This window comes from Pseudotabrizicola sp. (assembly GCF_030656345.1).
GTDB lineage: Bacteria > Pseudomonadota > Alphaproteobacteria > Rhodobacterales > Rhodobacteraceae > Pseudotabrizicola.
The window spans coordinates 227,078-247,089 of the sequence record NZ_JAUSNR010000002.1; the positions used below are offsets into that span (position 1 = coordinate 227,078).

15 protein-coding genes are annotated in these 20,012 nt (G+C 64.6%); 3 read left to right on the top strand and 12 right to left on the bottom strand.

Annotation, left to right across the window (positions count from 1 at the left end; all coding sequences use genetic code 11):
* Positions 1-108: 108 nt before the first annotated feature.
* A complete protein-coding gene (locus Q7J44_RS01100) occupies positions 109-1,614 on the top strand; it encodes an aldehyde dehydrogenase (NADP(+)) (protein WP_304876175.1) in 1,506 nt (501 codons plus the stop codon).
* On the opposite strand, the gene Q7J44_RS01105 is transcribed toward Q7J44_RS01100, so the two are convergent.
* The 3 genes from Q7J44_RS01105 to Q7J44_RS01115 are packed head-to-tail and all read right to left on the bottom strand — an operon-like array spanning position 1,611 to position 8,243.
* Positions 1,611-2,495 carry a transglutaminase family protein gene (locus tag Q7J44_RS01105; RefSeq protein WP_304876177.1) on the bottom strand — a complete coding sequence of 295 codons (885 nt, stop codon included), beginning with the start codon at positions 2,493-2,495 and terminating at the stop codon, positions 1,611-1,613. The genes Q7J44_RS01100 and Q7J44_RS01105 overlap by 4 nt on opposite strands.
* Positions 2,492-4,903 carry a circularly permuted type 2 ATP-grasp protein gene (locus Q7J44_RS01110; RefSeq protein ID WP_304876179.1) on the bottom strand — a complete coding sequence of 804 codons (2,412 nt, stop codon included), beginning with the start codon at positions 4,901-4,903 and terminating at the stop codon, positions 2,492-2,494. Before Q7J44_RS01110 ends, Q7J44_RS01105 begins: the two co-directional genes overlap by 4 nt.
* A 7-nt stretch (positions 4,904-4,910) precedes the next feature.
* Positions 4,911-8,243: a DUF2126 domain-containing protein gene (locus tag Q7J44_RS01115; protein ID WP_304876181.1), complete on the bottom strand. Its 3,333-nt coding sequence runs from the start codon at positions 8,241-8,243 to the stop codon at positions 4,911-4,913.
* Between the two features lie 290 nt (positions 8,244-8,533).
* Here Q7J44_RS01115 and Q7J44_RS01120 point away from each other — a divergent pair, with 290 nt between their 5' ends.
* Positions 8,534-9,439, top strand: coding sequence for a LysR family transcriptional regulator (locus tag Q7J44_RS01120; RefSeq protein WP_304876183.1), 906 nt, complete (start codon positions 8,534-8,536; stop codon positions 9,437-9,439).
* A gap of 4 nt (positions 9,440-9,443) precedes the next feature.
* Here the strand turns inward: Q7J44_RS01120 and Q7J44_RS01125 are convergent, their stop codons facing one another.
* Genes Q7J44_RS01125 through Q7J44_RS01135 form a run of 3 tightly spaced genes read right to left on the bottom strand, consistent with a single transcriptional unit; the run spans position 9,444 to position 11,886 of the window.
* The gene (locus Q7J44_RS01125) at positions 9,444-10,427 is read right to left on the bottom strand and encodes an OmpA family protein (protein ID WP_304876185.1); all 984 of its coding nucleotides are present in this window, start codon (positions 10,425-10,427) and stop codon (positions 9,444-9,446) included.
* A gap of 20 nt (positions 10,428-10,447) precedes the next feature.
* The gene (locus Q7J44_RS01130; RefSeq protein WP_304876187.1) at positions 10,448-11,158 is read right to left on the bottom strand and encodes an N-acetyltransferase; all 711 of its coding nucleotides are present in this window, start codon (positions 11,156-11,158) and stop codon (positions 10,448-10,450) included.
* A complete protein-coding gene (locus Q7J44_RS01135) occupies positions 11,155-11,886 on the bottom strand; it encodes a molybdopterin-binding protein (RefSeq protein WP_304876188.1) in 732 nt (243 codons plus the stop codon). Before Q7J44_RS01135 ends, Q7J44_RS01130 begins: the two co-directional genes overlap by 4 nt.
* A gap of 136 nt (positions 11,887-12,022) precedes the next feature.
* Here Q7J44_RS01135 and map point away from each other — a divergent pair, with 136 nt between their 5' ends.
* Entirely contained in the window at positions 12,023-12,832 is an 810-nt protein-coding gene (map, locus tag Q7J44_RS01140) for a type I methionyl aminopeptidase (protein WP_304876190.1), read from the top strand.
* Positions 12,833-13,001: 169 nt separating this feature from the next.
* On the opposite strand, the gene Q7J44_RS01145 is transcribed toward map, so the two are convergent.
* The 6 genes from Q7J44_RS01145 to mgrA all read right to left on the bottom strand — a co-directional run bounded on the left by Q7J44_RS01145 (position 13,002) and on the right by mgrA (position 19,945).
* A complete protein-coding gene (locus tag Q7J44_RS01145; protein WP_304876191.1) occupies positions 13,002-14,102 on the bottom strand; it encodes a flagellar basal body P-ring protein FlgI in 1,101 nt (366 codons plus the stop codon).
* Positions 14,099-15,103 (bottom strand): flagellar biosynthesis protein FlgL, encoded by a 1,005-nt coding sequence (locus tag Q7J44_RS01150; protein WP_304876193.1) that lies wholly within the window; start codon positions 15,101-15,103, stop codon positions 14,099-14,101. The genes Q7J44_RS01145 and Q7J44_RS01150 overlap by 4 nt, the downstream gene beginning before the upstream one ends.
* A gap of 1 nt (position 15,104) precedes the next feature.
* Positions 15,105-16,562: a flagellar hook-associated protein FlgK gene (flgK, locus tag Q7J44_RS01155; RefSeq protein WP_304876195.1), complete on the bottom strand. Its 1,458-nt coding sequence runs from the start codon at positions 16,560-16,562 to the stop codon at positions 15,105-15,107.
* An 11-nt stretch (positions 16,563-16,573) separates the two neighbouring features.
* Entirely contained in the window at positions 16,574-17,890 is a 1,317-nt protein-coding gene (locus Q7J44_RS01160) for a flagellar hook protein FlgE (protein WP_304876198.1), read from the bottom strand.
* 97 nt (positions 17,891-17,987) lie between these two features.
* Positions 17,988-18,827 (bottom strand): flagellar motor protein MotB, encoded by an 840-nt coding sequence (locus Q7J44_RS01165; protein ID WP_304876200.1) that lies wholly within the window; start codon positions 18,825-18,827, stop codon positions 17,988-17,990.
* An 89-nt stretch (positions 18,828-18,916) separates the two neighbouring features.
* On the bottom strand, positions 18,917-19,945 hold the full coding sequence (mgrA, locus tag Q7J44_RS01170; protein WP_304876202.1) for an L-glyceraldehyde 3-phosphate reductase: 1,029 nt from the start codon (positions 19,943-19,945) through the stop codon (positions 18,917-18,919).
* Positions 19,946-20,012 lie beyond the last annotated feature (67 nt).

The following is a 20,012-nucleotide window of genomic DNA, read 5'->3' on the forward strand; positions in this document are numbered from 1 at the left end:
TTACACATCCCACGGGTGCGACGTTGTTTTCGCCATTGGTTCAAGAAAGCAAAATCGTGCCGGGGGGTAACCCCCCCCGGTCCCGCCCTCAAAAAACCGGAGACTGACATGCTGACTGGCAAGCACCTTATCGCGGGCGACTGGGTTTCGGGGGCGACGACCTTTGCCTCGACCCCGGCCCATGGCCCCTCGCATGACTTTGGCGTCGGCACGCCTGCATTGGTTGATCAGGCCTGTGAGGCGGCGGAAGCGGCCTTCCCGTCATTTGCCGCCACCTCGCGCGACGACCGCGCGCGGTTCCTTGAAGCGATTGCCGATGAGATTGAGGCGCGCGGCGATGCGATCACCGAGATCGGCACGCAGGAAACCGGCCTTCCGGCTGCGCGTCTGCAAGGCGAGCGGGGGCGGACCACCGGCCAGTTGCGGCTGTTCGCGTCGCATATCCGTGACGGGGCCTATCTCGACCGCCGCCACGACAAGGCGCTGCCCGACCGTCAGCCGCTGCCGCGCCCGGATCTGAAGATGATCCAGCGTCCGATTGGCCCGGTCGCGGTGTTCGGGGCGTCGAACTTCCCGCTGGCGTTCTCGGTCGCCGGGGGCGACACTGCTTCGGCGCTGGCGGCGGGTTGCCCGGTGGTGGTCAAGGGCCATTCGGCCCATCCGGGCACGGGCGAGATCGTGGCGCAGGCGATTGATGCGGCGCGCAAATCCTGCAACCTGCATCCGGGCGTGTTCTCTCTGGTACAGGGCGGCAAGCGCGATGTGGGCGAGGCGCTGGTGCAGCAACCGCTGATCCGCGCGGTGGGATTCACCGGATCACTGGGTGGGGGGCGTGCGCTCTATGACCTGTGCGCTGCGCGGCCCGATCCGATTCCGTTCTTTGGCGAATTGGGCAGTGTGAACCCGATGTTCCTGCTGCCTGCCGCGCTGTCAGCGCGCGGAGAGGCGTTGGGCAAGGGCTGGGCTGGCAGCCTGACCATGGGGGCGGGGCAGTTCTGCACCAACCCCGGCATTGCCGTGGTGATTGACGGGCCGGATGCCGATGCCTTCGCCATTGCCGCCAAGGCGGCGCTGGAGCCGGTGGCGGCGCAGACCATGCTGACCGATGGTATGGCTGATGCCTACCGTTCGGGCCGCGACCGGGTGGCGGCGGGCACCGGGGTGCGCAGCCTGCTGACCACGATGTGCGATGGCCGCGCTGCCACGCCGAACCTGTTCGAGGTGTCGGGCACCGACTGGCTGGCCGATCATATGCTGGCGGAAGAAGTGTTCGGCCCGCTGGGCCTGATCATCCGCGTGCAGGACGCGGCAGAGATGGAGGCGATTGCCGCCAGCCTGCAGGGCCAGCTGACCTGCACCCTGCATCTGGATGATGGCGACACCGATTTGGGCCGCACCCTGCTGCCAATCCTTGACCGCAAGGCGGGGCGCGTTTTGGCCAACGGCTTCCCCACCGGGGTAGAGGTGGCGGATGCCATGGTGCATGGCGGGCCGTACCCGGCCAGCACCAACTTTGGGGCCACGTCGGTCGGCACGCTGTCGATCCGCCGCTGGCTGCGCCCGGTCTGCTATCAGAACCTGCCGGACGCTTTGCTGCCCGAAGATCTGCGCTAAGCGGTAATCTCTTCAATATCAACGCTGTGGCTGCCGGACTGACGTCCGTCCAGCCGCAGCCGCCCGGTTACCGGGGCCACATCGTCGTAATCGCGGCCAAAGCCGACGTCGATGTGGTCGGTGCGGGCAAAGCAGGCGTTTGTGGGGTCGTAATCGACCCAGCCCATTTCCTCACCCGCCCAGGCGCGGACCCATGCGTGCATGGCATCGGCCCCGACCAGCCGGGGTTTGCCCGGCGGCGGCAGGGTGCGCAGATATCCCCCGACATAGGCGGCAGGTATGCCGATGGCGCGCAACCCTCCCACCATGATCTGCGCGAAATCCTGACAGACGCCGCGGCCCTGCACAAAGGCATCTTCGGGCGTGGTGTTGACGCTGGTGGCCTTGGAATCAAAGGTCATGTGGTTGTGCAGTGCAAAGCCCAGTTTTTCCACCATATCGCGGGCAGTGCTTTGGTCTGACCGCAGATCCTGCGCAAAGGCGGCGATGCGGGGCGTGGCTGCGATGCGGCGCGAGGGCCGCGTAAAGTGGTGCGGCGCGCGCGGGCCGACAGTGCGATGCGCCGCCAGCTCGACCGCCAGCCCCGACAGGGATGGCGACAGGTCGAGCAAAGCGTCATCGGCAAGACGTTCGACCACCGAATGCATGGTCAGGTCCAGACTGATCAGGCCGGGGGGCATGGCAGCCTCTATCACCGATGTGCCGAAGAAATCGCGGAATTCGCCCCGCTCGCCGACCTCGGGCTGAAACGCATAGCCGGATTCGCGCACCTTTTGCCGCCCCGGAATATTGGCGGGCAGGATGCGGAACAGCTGCCGCCCCGCGCCGGTGGGGCGGGCGAAATCATAGCGTATGGACTGGCGCACGGCGTACAGCGTCACCGCAAGTATGCCTCGGTCAGCTGATCAGAAATGATGGCGATCTTGCCATGCAGGTCGTTCAGCGCTGCGGTGGTCAGCGTATCGGGCGTGGCGGTGGCGATATCGACCTGACAGCGCAGCAGCGTGCGGCCCAGATCTGACAGCTGGCCATGGGTGGCCGCACCCGGCAGGGCCTGCACCTGCTCGCTCAGTCCGTCGAACAGATGGCGCAGCGAGCGCGGGTTCATCGGGTCCAGCGCCAGCAGGTCGATCACGGTTTCCCGGGTCGACCCCACGCTGAAGCGGCGGCGGTGGGTCAGCACGGAATCGCCCAGTTCGATGCACAGATCAAGACCCCCGGCTGCCGCCCTGGCATCGGCAAAGGCGACCAGCGCGCCGGTCATGCTAGACGCGCGTTCCAGCTGGCGCCCGATCGACAGAAAGCGCCAGCCGAAAAAGCGGTACATGTTTTCATGCACCAGACCGGAAAACCCCGCCAGTTTGCGCAACAGCGCCGACAGGGCGCGGGCGGCATCATCGCCGGGGGTGACCTTGCCGGCCATGCGGCGGGCGGTCTTGTCCAGATCGTTCAGCGCCGACCAGCCATCGGGGGAAAAGCGGTCGCGCACCTGCCCGGCGGTGGCCACCGCCGCGCCCAGCGTATCGAGCAAGCCCGGCGACAGGCCGACCGTGCCATCAACGCTGTAACCCTTGAGCACCGCATCCATCTGTTTTTGCAGCGGCAGGGCGGCGCGCCCGCCTTCGGCCAGCCGGATGTGGCGCGCGCGCAGCAGGCGGATGATGCCTTCGGTGCGTTCGACATAGCGGCCCAGCCAGTACAGATTGTCCGCCGCCCGCGTCGGCAGCGCCCCGGGGACAGAGCGGCGGTAGATCGTATCTGCCGGGGCCACCATGCTGACCGAGGGGACTTCATCCTTGCTGACGATCCAGACATCCGCCGCACTGCCGCCGCGCTGCATCGCCAGTGCGGTCGGGTCGGTCGAGGCACCGATGCGGGCAAAGCCGCCCTGCATCACCTGCCAGCCCGAGGGCGTGCGGGCCAGAAACACCCGCAGGCTCATCGGGCGGGGCACGATCTTGCCGCCGATCAGTGCCGGGGTGGTGGACAGGGTGACAGCCTCTTGCGCGACCAGTTCCGGGCCTTCCAGCGCCAGCCGCTCTGCTAGCTCTTCCGGGGTCAGGGTTGCGGCGGGGGTGCTTTCGCCCTGCCGGTCAAAGGGCAGCCCGGTGCCAAGCGCGGATGACAGCACCAGACGGGCGCGGGCGGTCATCACCTGCGCGCGTTCAGCCGGACTGCCGCACCACCATGTGGCAATATTGGGAATCGCCAGCTTTGCCCCGGTCAGATGCAGCGAGAGTTTGGGCAAAAACGCCATCAGCGCCCGGGTTTCCAGCACGCCGGACCCCAGCGAATTCACCATGGTCAGCCCGCCCTGCCGCAGCACATTCACCATGCCGGGCGTGCCGATGCGTGAGGCGGGGTCCAGTTCCAGCGGGTCGGCGTAGCTGCCATCCAGCCGCCGCCACAGCACATCCAGCGACCGCAGACCTGACACGGTGCGCACCATCAGCCGCCCATCAGATACGGTCAGGTCTTCGCCCTGCACAAGGCTGACGCCCATGTAGCGCGCGATCCACGCCTGCTCGAAATAGGTTTCGTTCAGCGGGCCGGGGGTCAGGATGGCGACCCGGCCATCGCGTGCGCCGCGCAGTCCCAGCAGGGCATCGCGGAACTCGCGGAAAAAGGCGGCAAGGCGGTGAATGTTCTGCCCGGAGAACACATCGTTGAAGGCGCGTGAGGTGGCGACCCTGTTTTCCAGCGCATAACCCGCACCTGACGGGGCCTGCGTGCGGTCGGCCAGTACCCACCAGCGCCCGTCAGGCCCGCGCCCGATTTCGAACGCCACGAAATGCAGAAAATGGCCAGAGGCCGGGCGCACCCCGACCAAAGGCCGCAGCCATTCCGGGTTGCCCGCAACCAGCGCTGCGGGCAGATGCCCGTCGGCCACCAGCCGGTTGGCGCCATAAAGATCCGCCATCACCTGTTCCAGCAGATCGGCGCGCTGGATCAGCGCCGGGGTCAGCTCGGCCCAGTCAGATTCATCGATCAACACCGGCACATGGCTCAGCGGCCACGGGCGTTCGACCGACTGGCCAGAGCCGTATTGCCGGTAGAACACCCCCGAATCGCGCAGATACTGATCGGCCCGGCCGGTGGCGCGGGTCAGCCCTTCGTCGGTCAGGCTTTGCAGATGGTCGATCAGCGGCTGCCACAGGGGGCGCAACGTGCCGTCTGCCGTCACCAGCTCATCCGGAACGCCCGGCAAGGCGCGGTATGCCGACAAGCCGCGATCGCGCGTCTTGCCGGTGCCTGCCGGTTTCTGTTTGTCCGTCCCTGCGCTGTCCATCGGGGGACTAGAGCCCTATGGGACGCCTCAGGTCAAGCGTCAGCGGGAATTCCCGGTGGGCGCGTTCGGCAACCGGGCGCGGATGATGGCCGGGGCGGTGGCCGCTGGCCTCGAACCGAGCCAGACGGCGCGCTTCGGCCTCGTTGCCATTCACGGGGAAGGTGTCGTAATTGCGCCCGCCCGGATGCGCGACGTGATAGACGCAGCCGCCAAGCGGGCGTGCCGACCATGTGTCGTAGATGTCAAAGGTCAGCGGCGCATCGACCGGCAGCACCGGATGAATTGCGGAAGACGGCTGCCACGCCTTATACCGCAGGCCCGCCACAGCCTCACCAGCGCCGACACCGGTCAACGGCATCATGCGGCCATTGCACAGCACCTGATAGCGGGACGGGTCGGGCGCGGTCAGCTTGACCTGCAACCGCTCGGTCGAGCTGTCAGTGTAGCGCACGGTGCCGCCGATGGCCCCGGTCTCCCCCAGCACATGCCAGGGTTCCAGCGCCTGACGCAGTTCCAGATGCACGCCTTCGTATTCGACCTCGCCGCAGAACGGGAAGCGGAACTCGGCCTGCGCCTTGAACCAGTCTTCATCCAGCGCAAAGCCGTGCTGCGCCAGATCAGCCAGCACGTCGCGGAAATCCTGCCAGACATGATGCGGCAGCATGAAACGGTCATGCAAAGCGGTGCCCCAGCGGGTCATTTCACCCTGCGCCGGTGTGGCCCAGAACCGGGCAATCAGCGCGCGGATCAGCAGTTGTTGCGACAGGCTCATGCGCGGGTCCGGCGGCATCTCAAACCCGCGGAACTCGACCAGACCAAGGCGCCCGGTGGGTCCATCGGGTGAGAACAGCTTGTCGATGCAGATCTCGGCCCGGTGGGTGTTGCCGGTCACGTCGGTCAGCATGTTGCGAAGCAGACGGTCCACCAGCCATGGCATTGGGGCTGCGCCTTGCCCGGGGGCGGGGATCTGGGCAAGTGCGATTTCCATCTCATACAGCGCGTCATGCCGCGCCTCATCCATGCGCGGGGCCTGTGACGTGGGCCCGATGAACAGGCCCGAGAACAGGTAGGACAGCGACGGATGCCGGTTCCAGTGCAGGATCAGACTGCGCAACAGGTCCGGCCGGCGCAGGAAGGGGCTGTCGTTCGGCGTGGCCCCGCCGACCACCACATGGTTGCCGCCCCCCGTGCCCGCGTGCTTGCCGTCGATCATGAACTTGTCGGCCCCAAGGCGACATTGCCGCGCCTCTTCATACACCGCGGATGTGATATCCACGCAATCCTGCCAGCTGTGAGCCGGATGCACGTTCACCTCGATCACCCCCGGATCGGGGGCGACGCGGATGACGTTCAGGCGCGGGTCATGCGGCGGGGCGTAGCCTTCGATATGGACCTGAAGCCCCAGCTTCTTCGCCGCCTCTTCCGCCGCGCGGACCAGGTCGAGGTAGTCCTCAACGGAGACCACCGGCGGCATGAACACGCATAGCCGCCCGTCGCGCGGTTCCACTGACAGGGCGGTGCGGATGTGGCCATCCAGTTCAGCCTCGCCGGTGCCCTGTTCGATCTGAGCGCCCTGCGCCCCGCCAGCGGTAAAGCTGGCTGAGGCCTGCGGGCGCTGTTCTGTCACCTCCGGGGCATTGGGAACCGGCAGCGGTGCGCGGTCAACAGTGGGATCAGTCGGGTTGATATAGGGGTATTGCGAGGGTGGCAGCCATGGCAGGCTTTCCAGGGGCAGGCGGTAGCCGACCGGGCTGTCGCCGGGCACCAGGAACATATGTCCGCGCCGCAGCTTCCACTTTTCCGTGCGCCAACGCCGCCCGGATGCCTGGCTTTGCCAGCTTTGCACCGGCAGCACAAAGCCCGACGGGTTGGTCAGGCCCCGGTTGAACACGGTGGCAAGACGGTGACGTTCTTCGGGGTCCTTCAGCTTGGAATTGGCGGGCGTCACGTTGTCGGGCAGGTTCGCCTCTTTGACCAGCCATTGCGCCGGGTCTTCATAGGCGGGTACGATGCAATCGGCCTCCAGCGCCAGATCCTCGGCGATCTGTGCCAGCAAACGCTGGGCATCCTCTGTGGTCACCCCAGTCTGCGCGCCCTCTTCGGCGATCAAGGCGGGGTCGGACCAGATCGGCTGACCATCGGTGCGCCAGTACAGCGAAAACGTCCAGCGTGGCAGGGTTTCGCCGGGATACCATTTGCCCTGCCCGTAATGCAAAAACCCGCCCGGCGCAAAACGGTCGCGCAGGCGGCGGATCAACTGGTCGGCCAGCACGCGCTTGGTGGGGCCGACGGCGGCGGTGTTCCACTCTTCGGCCTCGAAATCATCAATCGACACAAAGGTCGGCTCGCCGCCCATGGTCAGCCGCACATCGCCTGCGTCCAGCGCGGCATCCACCTTTTGCCCCAGCGCGTTCAGCTGATCCCATGCATCATCGCTGAACGGTTTGGTAATGCGCGGATGTTCGGCCACGCGGGCGACCGTCATGTCAAAGGCGAAATCGACCTCTGCGTAACTCGCCATGCCGGAAATGGGGGCGGCGTTGCGGTAATGCGGGGTGGCGGCCAGCGGAATATGGCTTTCCCCGGCCAATAGGCCGCTGGTCGGGTCAAGGCCCACCCAGCCCGCACCGGGCAGATACACCTCGCACCATGCGTGCAGATCGGTGAAGTCCACTTCCGTGCCCGAAGGACCGTCCAGCGCTTTCAGATCCGGTTTCAGCTGGATCAGATAGCCCGATACAAACCGCGCCGCAAAACCCAGATGCCGCAGTGCCTGCACCAATAGCCAACTGGAATCGCGGCATGACCCGCTTTGCACGCCCAGCGTTTCCTCGGGCGTCTGCACGCCGGGTTCCATGCGGATGGTGTAGCGCAGGGTGTTCGCCACCATCGCGTTCAGGTTCACCACGAAATCCACGCTGCGGATGCGGTCTTTCGGCACCGTTTCCAGAAACGCCTGCAACAATGGCCCCGCCGGTTCCTTGCGGCGGTAGATTTCCAGATCCTCCGTCAGATCTGCCGGATACTCGAACGGCCATGTTTCCGCCGCTTCTTCTACGAAAAAGTCGAACGGGTTGTAGATCGCCATATCGGCGACCAGATCAACCTCGATCTTGAACTCGCGCACGGGTTCGGGAAACACGAAGCGCGCCATCCAGTTGCCGAACGGGTCCTGCTGGTGGTTCACGAAATGCCCGCCCGGACTGACCTTCAGCGAATGCGAGATCACCCGGGTCCGACTGTGCGGGGCAGGACGCAGGCGGATCACCTGCGGCCCCAGCGTGACCGGACGGTCGTATTTGTAATGCGTCAGGTGGTGAATCGCGGCCTTGATCGACATGGGATACTTCTCGTGAGGTCAGGTTCTGAATAGCAGCAGGCAGGGCTCAGATGGCAATATAGGACTTTATGGCACGATTGCCGCATTACTGTTGCACAAAACCCGATCGTTTCCAAAATCACTGCGCGGAGTTTGGGCAAAAGCGGAACCCTAAGGTGTTGAGATCTGTTTCCCTTTTCGGAACGGTGCATGGGAATTCCCCGGATAGGACGCACATCTGCCGCGATCCTGCCCGATTTCAGGATCAATACCATCTGACACACCCGTATTGCTGCCTGCTGGGGAATAAAATGGACCGACTGACTGAAATGGAAGCCTTTGCCACGGTCGTAGACCAGGGCGGCTTCACGGATGCGGCAAAAAAGATGGGCATTTCCAAATCTGCCGTGTCAAAGCATGTGTCGGCACTGGAGGCGCGGCTTGGCGCGCGGCTGCTGAACCGGACGACCCGGCGCGTCAGCCCGACCGAGATCGGCCTTGCCTATTATGACCGCGCCCGCCGGGTTCTGAATGATGCCGGAGAGGCGGACGCGCTGGTCACTTCCATGCAGTCGGCCCCGTCAGGATTGTTGCGCATCAGCGTGGCAACCGATTTCGGGGTCAATCTGTTGTCGCCGATTCTGGGCGACTTCCTGCTGGAATACCCCGATATCACCGTGAACATGGTGCTGAACAACCGCTATGTGGAACTGATCAGCGAAGGCTTTGACATGGCGATCCGCGTGGGAGAGCTGGAAGACAGCTCCTTACGCGCCCGCAAACTGACCGATACCACCAAGCGGATGATCGCATCCCCAAGCTATTTCCAGCGCTATGGCCGCCCGCTGAAAATCGATGACCTGAACGAACACAAGCTGCTGCACTATTCCAATCAGGCCAACGGCAATGTGTGGAAGATCACGGCACCCTCGGGGGAAAAGCGGCAGGTGCGCACTGCGGGTTGGTTGACGGTGAATGACGGGCAATCGCTGCTGAATGCAGCGATTTCCGGTCTTGGAATCGCCTATCTGCCCAGCTTTCTGTACGCTGATGCGATGAAGGCCGGCCAGATCGAAGAGGCTTTGCCGGGTCTGCCGACCGAAGTGCTTGGTATCTATGCCGTGTACCCGCCGGGCCGCTTTACCCAGCCCAAGGTGCGGGCCTTCATCGATTTTCTGGCTCGCCGCTATTCCGACAAGGGCCCTGATAAGTGGTGATCTGTTACTGACCTTGACCCGTTGGCGGGTCCTGGGGCGGCACTGCGGTCGAGGTCATGATGACTTCGACACGTCTGTTTTTCTCGCGCCCCTCATCTGTCAGATTGGTATCGCGGGGGGACAGATAGCCCACACCCTGTGCCTCCAGCTGTGCAGCGGGGATGCCCTCGGTCGTGATCAGAACCTGCCGCACCGCCTCGGCCCGTTTGCGGGACAGGGCGATATTCCCCTCCAGCCCGCCTGACGCATCGGTATGGCCGACCAGCGCCACGGTCAGCGTCGGATGCTGCCGCAACCAGTCGGCCAGTGCGCTCAGCGATGCAAACGGCCCTTCGGCAAGGGTTGAGGCACCGGAGGCAAACACCAGATCCTCCAGTGCGACCGCCCCACCTGACAGCAGGCGTGCGCCAAAAGGGGCCGTTGCGGCAATGGGCTGCGGTGCCGGGTCCGGCGCTTTGGTCGATGTGGTCAGCGACGGCGTGGCGGTGACCCGCCCGCCGACATGGATCATCTGCACAAAGCCCGCCGCCGCCGTGCGGCTGACGATCAGGCTGACAACCTCAGCCCCGCGCTCGGCCGCGTAAAAGCGGTAATCGCCCAGATCGACATGCATTTCGGGTTCCGGCAAGATCTGCGTGCCATAGCGAAAATCAAAGCCGCCACAGGTTGCCGCCTCACATTCAAACACCGGGGTGAAGCCTGCCGCGTCCAGCTGCCCGCGTAAAGGGGCCAACAGTTCCAGCGTGGTAGCCCCCGCCGCATCGATCCGCCAGGCGGTCTGGTGCAGCGGGCCTTCGACCGTGCGGGCCGGCACCGCGCCATGCGCAAAGGCGGCGACCGGCAGGGCATAAGAGGTGAGCGTTTCGGTCCTGGCCACACTGGGCACCGCCGCAAAAGGCATGTCCAGCACCAGCACCTGTGCCAGCCCCATGGGTGCCACAAGCGTCAGCGCAAGCGCTGAAAGAAGGGTCTTTCCGGTCTTTTTCACCTGCCGTCGCCTCTTCGGGCTTATCGCTGCCGATAATGATACTGTCCCACAACCTTCATCCCAAGGGAAGCATAGAGGGCGCGCGCCGGGCTGTTCAGCACTGTCACCACTAATGACAGGCTGTCTGCCCCGTTCTGTTGCGCCCATTGCGCTGCCGCCCGCATGATATGGTGCGCGGAACCCTGCCGACGGGCGGCTGTGCGCACCTCCAGCGCGTGCAGCATTGCCACGCCCTGATGGATCGCCACAAAGGCCACGCCGGTGGGCTGGTCATTCGCCCGCCCCAGAATGGCGCATTTCGGCCCGGTGGCCCGCTGCATCACCGCCAGCCGCGCCGGGCCGATACCGGCATCGGCCCAGATCTCGGCACAGATCGCCAGCGGCGGCCAATGCGCGAAAGCCGCCATCGGCGGTGGTTCAGGGTCCGCCAGCGCAGCGCAGGGGGCGGCATATGCTGCCACCGGATCAACCACCCGATAGCCGCGCGATTGCAACGCCTGATCCAGCAGATCATCGCCCTGCCGGATCAGAAACAGTGGGGCCTGCCCAAGCTCATCCATTGCCGCCTCGGCCAGCGGGATCGCCTCATCACTCCAGCCCGGCCCGGCGGTGGCCGCACTCACCCGCTTGCCGCCGCCTTGCCCGTCACGGATGCACCATGGCCCGACGGCAAAGGCGCGCGCCGGGGGCCAGGTCTGCTCCATCACATCGGCCAGCGCCTGCGAGTTCATGGGAACAGCGCCGCCAGCCGGGTCATCGCCCGGCCGATCTGCCCGGCATCGGTGCCCCGGATCACCAGATTGGTGCCATGCGCGCCGTTGTGGATAAACGGATAAGACCCCATGCTCAGATCAGGGAATTCGGCCGCCAGTGCGCCGAACGGCCCCGCAACCTCACCCTCGCCCCGGTTGACCCGCAGCGATTGGCTCAGCAGTGGTGCGCCGCCGGTCAGGGTCGGCAGCACGCTGGCGACCATTGCCTGAAAGATGTTCGGCACACCCGCCATCACATGCACATTGCCAAGGGTGAACCCCGGCGCGGTGCTGACGGGGTTGTCGATCAGGCTCGCGCCATCGGGAATACGGGCCATACGCTTGCGCGCGTCGTTGAACTCCATCCCAGACCGCTCGTAATGCGCGGCCAGCAGCGCCAGTGCATCCGCGCGTTGGCTGATGCCCACACCGTAAGCCGCGGCAATCGCCTCGGCCGTGATGTCATCATGCGTCGGCCCGATGCCGCCGCTGGTGAACAGGTGGTCATGGGCCGCCCGCAACGCATTCACCGCAGAAACAATGGTGGCGTGGTCATCGGGCACCACCCGCACCTCCATCAGTCGGATGCCGTGGCGGGTCAGTTCCCCCGCCAGATAATGCATGTTCGAGTCGCGGGTGCGGCCCGACAGGATTTCGTCGCCGATCACCAGCATTGCTGCAGAAGGATTTGCCGCCCGGTCTTCCATCGTTTTACCCCTTGTTGGTCCTGTCCGGGTATAGGTCGGACCCGCGCGGTTTCAAACCCTGCTCTGCGGTCTTGTGCCCCTCTGGTCAAGCCGTGCCGATTTGCCTATCTAGGGCAGCATGCAAAGGACATATGACATGCACGACACAAGCGGGCGCAGCACCAAAGACGGAATCCGCATATATCAGGATGCGGATTTTGCCGGAATGCGCGCCGCAGGGCAGGTTGCGGCAGAGATTCTGGATGCGGTTGCCGGGCTGGTGAAACCGGGGGCCACCACGGCAGAGCTGGACGATTTCATCCGCGAAGACATCGCCCGGCGCGGCGTGACCTCGGCCACGATCGGCTACAAGGGTTATAAACACGCGTCGTGTATTTCGGTCAACCATGTGGTCTGCCATGGGATTCCGGGCGGCAAGCTGCTGGCCGATGGCGATATCCTGAACATTGACGTGACGGTGATCGTCGACGGCTGGTTCGGCGATACCAGCCGGATGTATGTGGCCGGAAACCTGCCGCGCAAGGCCGAGCGGCTGATCGATGTGACCCATGAGGGCCTGATGCGCGGCATTGCCGCCGTGATGCCGGGCAACACCTTTGGCGACATCGGCCATGCGATTCAGACCTACGTCGAGGCGAACCGCATGTCGGTGGTGCGCGATTTTTGCGGACATGGTCTGGGCCGGGTGTTCCACGCCCCGCCCAATGTGCTGCACTATGGCCGCCCGGGTGGCGGCGCGGTGCTGGAGGAAGGCATGTTCTTCACCATCGAGCCGATGGTCAATCTGGGCCGCCCCGAGACCAAGGTTCTGGCCGATGACTGGACAGCGGTGACCCGTGACAGATCGCTGTCGGCGCAGTTTGAACATTCGGTGGGCGTCACCGCGACGGGGTGCGAGATTTTCACCCTGTCCCCCGCCGGCCGTTTTCACCCGACCTGGGGCTGACGGTCCGGTCGGGCACGGGAAACGCGCATTATATCGCGCCCGGCAACCTTGGCGGAATAGCGCGCTTGCCTGTCTTGTGACCGGCACGCGGGACCATCGCCGCCCCGGTCTTGTCGCGCAAAACCAGTCCGCGCGCGCGCCTGCCAACTTATAACCCGACATGGCACACTCAGTTCACCACAAAATCCGCATGCAAAGCCCCCGCGGCCTTGATGCTTTTCAGGATGTCGATCATGTCATGCGGGGCGACGCCAAGTGCATTCAGCCCCGCCACAAGCTCTGACAACGATGTGCCGCCCGACACTTCTGCCAGCCCATTGCCCGGATCGCCTTTGATATTGGCATTGGTGCGCGGCACCACCATCGTTTCGCCTTCGGCAAAGGGGTTGGGCTGAACCACCATCGGGGCCTCTTCAATCCGCAGCGTCAGATTGCCCTGCGCCACCGCGACCCGGCTGATCCGCACATCCTGCCCGATCACAATGGTGCCCGACCGTTGATCAACCACAACCCGTGCCCGGGTTTCCGGCGAAATGGTCAGGTTCTCGATCCGCCCGATCACATGCGCGGGTGATCGCATGCCCGCCGCCGCCACGTTCATCTCTACCGTGCCGGAATCCAGCATCAGCGCGATGCGCTGCCCAAATTCGCGGTTTAGCACGGTTTCAATCCGGGCGGCGGTGGTGAAATCGGGGTTACGCAAGGCCAGCCGGATGGACCGCAGCATGGTGAAGTCAAAATCAATCTCCCGCTCCACCCGCGCGCCCGCGGGGATGACCCCGGCGGTCGGAACCCCCTGCACCACCCGGGCGGCCTCGCCCTCAGCGGCGATGCCACCGGCAATGATCGTGCCCTGCGCCACCGCATAGATCTGGCCATCCGCGCCGTTCAGTGGGGTCATCACAAGTGTGCCGCCCAGCAGGCTTTTGGAATCGCCGATGGCCGAAACCGTCACATCAATCCGCCCGCCGGCGCGGGCAAAGGGCGGCAGGCTGGCGGTGACAAAGACGGCGGCCACGTTTCTGGGGCGATACGCCTCACCCGCCACGTTCACGCCCAGCCGTTCCAGCAGGTTCGACATGATTTCTTCGGTGAAGGGGGCATTGCGGATGCCGTCGCCGGTGCCATTAAGCCCGACAACCAGCCCGTAGCCCACCAGATCATTGCCCCGCACCCCGTCAAATTCGACAAGATCCTTGATCCGCACCGCATCGGCCGCCGCCGGGCCACAGCACAGCGCGACCAGTGCAATGATCAGCCAGCGGATCATCGCAGGAAATCCGTCAGCGACATCCGCGACAGCCGTGCGGTGATCGCATAGACCGATTCCAGATTGGTCTGCACCGCCTCCAGCTCGATGGCCAGACGTTCGGGGTCGCTGCGCACCAGATCGGCCTGCGCCATTTCCTGCGCCAGCAGATCCACCGCGTTGCGGCTTTGGGCGGCCTCGATCCGGCCTTCCGATATGCCCAACTGTGCGGCAAGGGTGATCATGGCTTCGTTTCCGGCCAGCAACGTCTCAGCCGACAGCCGCGCCAGCGTTTTGGTTTCGGTCGCGGGCAGGGGGGTGGCAGGATCGTCCAGCAGCGCCGCTGCGGTCATCCCCTTGAGCATGGCGCGGAAGGCCGGATCTTCGGCGGTGACGCCCATCCAGACCCGGTCGGTTGACGACACCGCAACAGGCCCCAGCGGCACGCCGCCCTGATAGGCCAGGGCGCGATAGCCTGCGGGGTCGTCAAACCAGTCGGAAATCCGGTCCATCGCCTGTTGCGCTGTGACGGCACCCACCAGTTCGGCGCGCAGAGCGGTCAGGATCGTGTCGGCCCCGGCGACCGAGGGCTGGTCAAGCGCCTGGCCGGAAAACAGCGACCGCCCGCCCGCCGAAATGTTCATCGTGGCCAGAACAGCGTCAAGCCGGCCCCGCGCATCCACCCCGGTCAGCGCAACGCTGTCTTCAGTGTTCAGCTGCGAGGCGGTCAGCAAGGGACCCACCAGCGAACCTGATGTTTCGGCAATCGTTTTCAGTGCCGATTGCATCGCTGCACTGTGCGAAGACGCTTCGCGCGCGGCGGATTGATAGCCTGCGGTCATGGTCCGGGCGCGTGAGACCGAGGTCAGCCGGGTCAGGTCGCCGTTCAGCGTTGCCCCGACATCGCTGACGCGCCCGGCGGCGAATTCCTGGGTCAGACGGCCAAGCTCTCCCTTCAGCCGGGCGGTGTGGGATTTCAGCAAAAGGGACTGGGCCAGATCGCCCGAGGATACCATTGTCATGTCACAACCCCAGCAGAATTTTGATCAGTTGGTCGACGGTCTGGATGACCTTTGCATTCGCGGCATAGGTCTGTTCGATCACCAGCAGGTTCTGCATTTCCTGATCGGTATCGACCCCGTCGCGCAGCAGCGCGGAGCGCAGGCCTTCGGCACGGGCCGAGGCAAAGGCGGTGCCCGCATCCGCGCTCAGCCGGTTCACCGATTGCGACGAGGCGATGTCGGAGGCAAAGCCCGACAGGCTGCGCGCACCGGGCGACAGCCCGCCCGAGGCCTGCGCCCGCACCGCGCTCAGCGCGGTGGAAAGCGCGCTCAACTGCCCGGCATAGCCCGTGGGGCCGGGGGCCGCTGCGCCCAGGCCATCGCGCAGCCGCCACAAGTCGCCGCCTGCATCGGGATCTGCCAGCGCGTTCAGCTGAATGCGCCCGGCCAGCCCCACCTCGTTCAGCGGGTCAAAGGCGCTGCCGCCATCGGTGAACAGCGCCGCCGTGCCGGGCGCACGGGTAGGGTCAACAGCCGGATCTGCCAGCCGGTCAATCAGGTCGCGGGCCAGAGCGTCCAGATTGGCCTGCGCTTCGGGGGCCAGCGTGTCGCGCAGTTCGAACAGCGCCGACAACCGCCCTTCGCCCAGCCGTCCACCCGCAGGCGAGGTGGACAGCGGTGTGCCGTTCACGCTCAGCCCCGACAGGCTGCCGGCGGCGAGCGACATATCGGGCGTGATCATCCCGGTCGCGGTATAGCCGATCTGGACCGGCTGCCCTTCCAGCAAAATGGTGCCGCCAGTGGTGTACAGCGCGATCTTGTCATTGTCGCGCAGCACTTCACGCACGGGGACGATGGCGGATATGGAATCGATCAGTTGCTGGCGCTGGTCTTTCAATGCACTGGTCTCACGTCCCGATGCTGCAAAAGACTGAATGCGGGTGTTCAGCTCTGCCACGCCGGCCAGCGCGTCGTTCAACCGCCGGACTTCCACCGCGATCTGGGCATCGGCGGCCTGTCGTTCGGTTTGAATCGCCTCGGCCATCTGGCCAAAGCCCTGGGTCAGGCTGCGGGCGGCATCGACCACCGAGGCGAGCCTTGCATCCACTTCTGGCCGGGCGGCCGCCTCTATCAGGCTGCGTTCGAAGGTGACGATCCGCGCCGCCAGAGACCCGTCTTTATCGGCGGTTCCCATCACAGTTTCCATCCGCGACAGAAATTGCGCCGCCGGGGCGCGTGCGCCCACGGCCGCTGATGCCAGTCGCAGATCCTGCAGCAGCAGACTGTCGATCTGGCGGGCGATGCCGGCGACGGTAACCCCGCCGCCGCCAAGCCCGCGGCTGCTGGCCGAAAGCTGAACCTCGCGCCGCGCATAGCCTTCGGTCAGCGCGTTCGCGACGTTGTTGGCGGTGACATCGGCCATCCGCGATGTGGCGGACAGCCCCGAGATCGCCGAGTTCAGCGCGGATGCAATGCTCATCTTTCAGATCCTCAGCGTTTGATATTGGTGGTTTCCTGCAACATCTCATCGACGGTCTGGATCACCTTTGCATTCGATGAATAGGCCCGCTGCGTGGTGATCAGCGCGGTCAGTTCGGCGGCGATATCGGTGGTCGACCCTTCGCGGGCGAAGCCCTGAACGCTGCCGGTCGGCCCTTCGCCGGCGTTCCACAGGAAGAAGGCACCGGATTTTGAGGAAATCATGAAGGTCTGGGCGCTGAGCGCGGTCAGCCCGTTCAGATTGGGCACATCGACCAGCGGGATCTGATACACCCTGCGGATAAAGCCGGTGTCATAGCTGGCCAGCAGATAGCCATTCTCATCAATGGTCAGCCCGGTCAGCGTGCCGGTGGGCGAGCCGTTCTTGGAGATGTTGCCGGGCACGAACTTGTCGGCCAGCTGCGTCAGCCCGGTCTGATCGCCCGGGCGACCGATGGTCATGGCGATCGGGCCACCGGCGACGGTCAGCTCCATTGCGCCGGTGGTGGGGTCATAGGCACCACCCGTCACGGTGGTGACCGATGCCAGCGTGCCCCCGGCCCCGCGGGTATCATCGAACACCAGCGTGTATTCCCCGACCACCGCCCCGGCCGAGGCGCTGTCGCGGATGACAAGGGTCCAGCTGTTGGACGCAGAGGTGGCAGGGGCCACCGGCACAACGGGCGTAAAGGTGACATCCAGCGACTGCGCCGTGCCGGTGTTGTTGTAATATTCGATCCGCAGCGGAATACCGCCGCCCGGCGCGCCGACATTGGTTTCGGTCGCGGGCAGGTTGACGGCAAGGCTGACCTTGGTGGTCGGATCGGCGACGGTCTGGTTGGTGGGAACCACCACAGGCTTCAGCCCCGATGTTGTATCGCGTGAGAAGTTCGGAATGTTGCCATCGCGGTCGGCCGGCACGCCCATCAGCACCAGCCCGGATTCGGTGCGCAAAATGCCATCCTTGTCCAGGCGGAACGATCCGGTGGTGGTCATCAGCATCGGCTGTGCGCCGGTGGCGTTTTCCGACAGCCGTACGGCGGGCATTACCGGCAGCATACCCCGGCCCGCCACCGCAATATCCAGCGCGTTTGACGTGCCGACAAGACCGCCCTGTTCGTCGATCAGCCGCTGGCTGGTGGCGCGGACGCCGCCCGCCGAGTATTTGCCGCCACCGCCAGCTGAAAGCACCATGCTTTCAAATTCGGTGGCGGCCCTTTTGTAACCAAAGGTCGAAGCGTTGGAGATATTGTCCGAAATGGTTGCCAGTCGCATCGCATTCGCGTTCAAACCTGCAACGCCCGCATTCAGCGAGGAAGTAATAGTCATCAATTCCGCCTTTCTACAGGTCGATGCCTCTATGTGCCTCGCACCCTGCAGCATGGCGATTAACAGCCAGCTAATACCGACAGTTTGACCAAACCGGCTAGCGGTTGGTGCGCAGCAAGATCACCTCCAGCCGGTTGTTCCTGATCACCGAAGGGTCCGGGGTCAGTGGTTTGCGGTCGGCAAAGCCGGTAACGCGGGCAAAGCGGTTGTCCTGCACGCCGTGGCCGCGCAACAGCTCGCGCCCGGCCTGGGCCCGTGCCGCTGACAGTGGCCAGACCGGATTATCCCGCATCATCAAAGGGTAGCTGTGCACATGCGCCCCCACCGCCAGCGGGTTGCGGGTGGCCTGCAGCACATCGGCCAACACCAGTGACAGATCGCGCAGGGTCTTTGTCGGTGTGGCGGTTTCGCCCTCGAACAGCCGGGCCTGTTCCAGATCGAACAGTTCGATCACCAGCCCTTCGTCGGTCACACGCGTGACCACGTGGCGCAGCAGCCGTTCCATGGTCATGCTTTCGCCGCTGCGCGCCATCAGGGCCTTTTGCACCTCTGCCAGCCGCTCTTCTTCGGAGGCTGCCGTTTCGCCCTCGGCGGTGGAGTCGCCGCGTGCCTGCCGCTGATCGGACGGAGACTGCGCCGAGGCCCCGGTGCCGTTCTGCGCCTGCGTATCCTCTGACATCAGAGAATCGCCGCCAAAGGCACCGTCGCCCCCGCCCGAAATCCGGCTCAGGGGAACGGTCGGACTGAAATAATCCGAAAGCCCCCTGCGTTGTTGTTCTGTCGTCGCGCTCAGCAGCCACATCAGCATGAAGAAGGCCATCATGGCCGTCACGAAATCAGCATAGGCAACCTTCCACGCCCCCCCGTGGTGGCCACCGCTGATGACTTTTTTCTTCCGCTTGATGATGACTGGCGCGGCATTTGCTTGCCCTGCCATCCACACACCCATGTTTCACACCCATCCCCGGTTTACACGGGCGCGGTAAACCGGGGCTTAAAGAATGGTGTTTTAGGTATTTCCGGGGGTTATTCTGCCGAGGACCGTGCCCACAGGTTGATGTCTTCTTCCGCCGCCACCTGGTCGATCTGCGCCAGTTCTTCGGCGCTAAAGCTCAGATTGCCGATGGCGCCGACGCAATCGACCACCTGTTCCGGTTTTGATGCGCCGATCAGTGCGGTGGTGATCTTTTCCTCGCGCAGCACCCAGGCAATCGCCATCTGGGCCAGCGTCTGGCCACGCGCCTGCGCAATGGCGTCCAGCGCCTTCACGCTTTCAATCGCGGGGGGGGTGATGGTGCCGGGGTTCAGGCTTTTGCCCTGCGCCGCGCGGCTGCCATCCGGAATTCCGCCCAGATATTTCTTGGTCAGAATCCCCTGCGCCAAAGGTGTAAAGGCAATCGATCCGATTCCCAGCTCCCCCAGCGTTTCGCGCAGACCGTCTTTTTCCACCCAGCGATTGAGGATGTTATAGCTGGGCTGGTGGATCACACAGGGCGTTCCCAGCGATTTCAGAATCGCCGCCGCCTCGCGCGTCTTGGCGCTGGAATAGCTGGAGATGCCCACATACAGCGCCCGGCCTGACCGCACGATCTGGTCCAGCGCGCCCATGGTTTCTTCCAGCGGGGTGTCGGGGTCGAAGCGGTGGGAATAGAAGATATCGACATAATCCAGCCCCATACGCTTGAGGCTCTGATCACAGGACGCGATCAGCGTCTTGCGGCTGCCCCATTCGCCATAAGGCCCCTGCCACATCAGATAGCCAGCCTTGGAGCTGATGATCAGCTCATCCCGGTGCCCGGCGAAATCAGTGCGCAGAATCTCGCCGAACGCCTCTTCGGCGCTGCCGGGGGGCGGGCCGTAATTGTTGGCCAGATCAAAATGGGTGATTCCGTGGTCGAATGCCGTGCGGCAGATGTCACGCTTGGTCTGATGCGGGGTGTCGTGGCCGAAATTGTGCCACAGGCCCAGGCTGATCGCAGGCAGTTTCAGCCCCGATGCGCCACAGCGGCGATAGGTCATGCGGGAATAGCGGTCGGGATCTGGGGTATAAGTCATGGGAAATCCTTTTGTTGGCGCTATCATTCCACTGGAAAACAGGTTGTGCAAGGTGAACCAAAGGCAG